Source organism: Gordonibacter pamelaeae 7-10-1-b (genome assembly GCF_000210055.1).
Taxonomy (GTDB): domain Bacteria; phylum Actinomycetota; class Coriobacteriia; order Coriobacteriales; family Eggerthellaceae; genus Gordonibacter; species Gordonibacter pamelaeae.
Window position 1 is genome coordinate 2,493,775 of sequence record NC_021021.1, and the last position, 1,540, is coordinate 2,495,314.

The 1,540-nt window shown below is 70.5% G+C and carries 1 protein-coding gene; it reads right to left on the reverse strand.

What is annotated here, in order from left to right; translation table 11 throughout:
- Positions 1–115 precede the first annotated feature (115 nt).
- Positions 116–1,540 (reverse strand): L,D-transpeptidase family protein (locus GPA_RS11620; RefSeq protein WP_041240451.1); only part of this gene is annotated, 1,425 nt, incomplete at its 5' end.

Below are 1,540 nucleotides of genomic sequence, written 5' to 3' on the forward strand. Positions count from 1 at the left end.
CGGCCATCGCCGTGTGCGCGGAGGACGTCGTGGAGTGCCTGCCCGCCGCCCTCGCGGAACTCGTGGGCGCCGAGGGCACGCTGCGGTAGGCCGTGCGCGCTCCGCGTCGCGCGGCCTACCAGTGGCAGACCACCACGTCGCCCGTGGCGATGAGGTCGTACAACGCGGTGGCCTTGTCCACCGGCAGGTTGACGCAGCCGTGGCTGCCGAAGCCGGACGCGTACCGCGCGTCGCCGAACGCGGGCTGCCAGTCAGCGTCGTGCAGGCCGATGTAGTTCCCCACGAACGGCATCCACGTCCTCACCTCCGTCTGGTATTCCGGCTTGCCCGTCTCGGGCTCCATCTGGCCGATCAGCTTCGACGGGCTCTCCTTGCCGTTGATGACGTAAACACCCTCGGGCGTGTCGTGCTCGCCGTCCGGCGTGCCCGACACGATGTCGGACTCCCACGCCAGGCTGCCGTCGTCGCCGTAGAAGCGCGCATGCTGCTCGGCAAGGTCGATGTCGAGGTAGCGCTTGCCCCAGTCGCGCCCGTGCAGGCCGTCGTAGGCGCCGGCCTCCTGCTCGCAGGGGATGGCGACATCGCCTGTCTGGGCGGACCGCACGCCGTCCATCACGGTTTTCTGCAGCTGGTCCTTGTCGACGATCCAGCCGTACACGCCGCCCGACACGGTGACCTCCTTGCCGTCGGCGCGCGTGAACGTGCGCCGCGCCTGGTAGGTGTTGCACGCCGAGGCGATGTCCTGCACCCACGCCGCCACCAGGCCCTCGTCCACGCCCACGGTCACGTTGTCGCCCAAGCGCATCCAGTCGGCTATCTGGTCGGCGTTCACGCGCGCGACGGCCGTGTCGGCCAGCTTCAGGTTGAAATCGGCTTTGAGCAGCGCGTTCGCGTCGTCGGCGGCTTTCGCCAGGCGCGTGTCGTCAGAGAAGAGCGTCGGCTGCTGCAACGCGTCCTCGCCGAGCGTCGCGGAGGGCGCGAGGGAGGCGACGGCCGCGCTCACGGACGCGAGCACCCGGTCGGCATCGAGAGCCGTGCCCGCCGTCTCGGTGCGCACCATGAACGTCGAGCTGCCCGCGTCGTAGTCGAGCCCGGCGTTGCGCGGCGGCACGGCCCCCTCGTTGAACGCGTCGACGGCGGTGCGCACGGCCTGATCCAGCTTTCCGTTCGAGGTGGCCAGCCGGTCGGTCTCGTCGCGCGAGCCGAACACCTCCACCGGCCAGGCCCAGGGGTTCGCGTCGGCGTGCATGGCATCCGTCACGCCTTGGACGTTGATGCCGGTGCCCATGTCCGCGGACGTGAGCTTGAGCGAGAACCCCTGCCCCGACACGTCGAGCGTGTAGCTCTTCGCGATGTCGGCCAGCAGGTCCTGCACCTCGGCGGACGTCTTGAACGACACGTCCTCGCCCATGACCGTGGTGCGGGGCATGAAGCGGTCCATGAACGTGAACGCGCCCGCCAGGTAGACCACGGCAAGCACGGCCGCCGCCGCGCAGCCGGCGACGAGGGCCGTCTTGCGGCCGTTCCCCGGCCGCCGCGG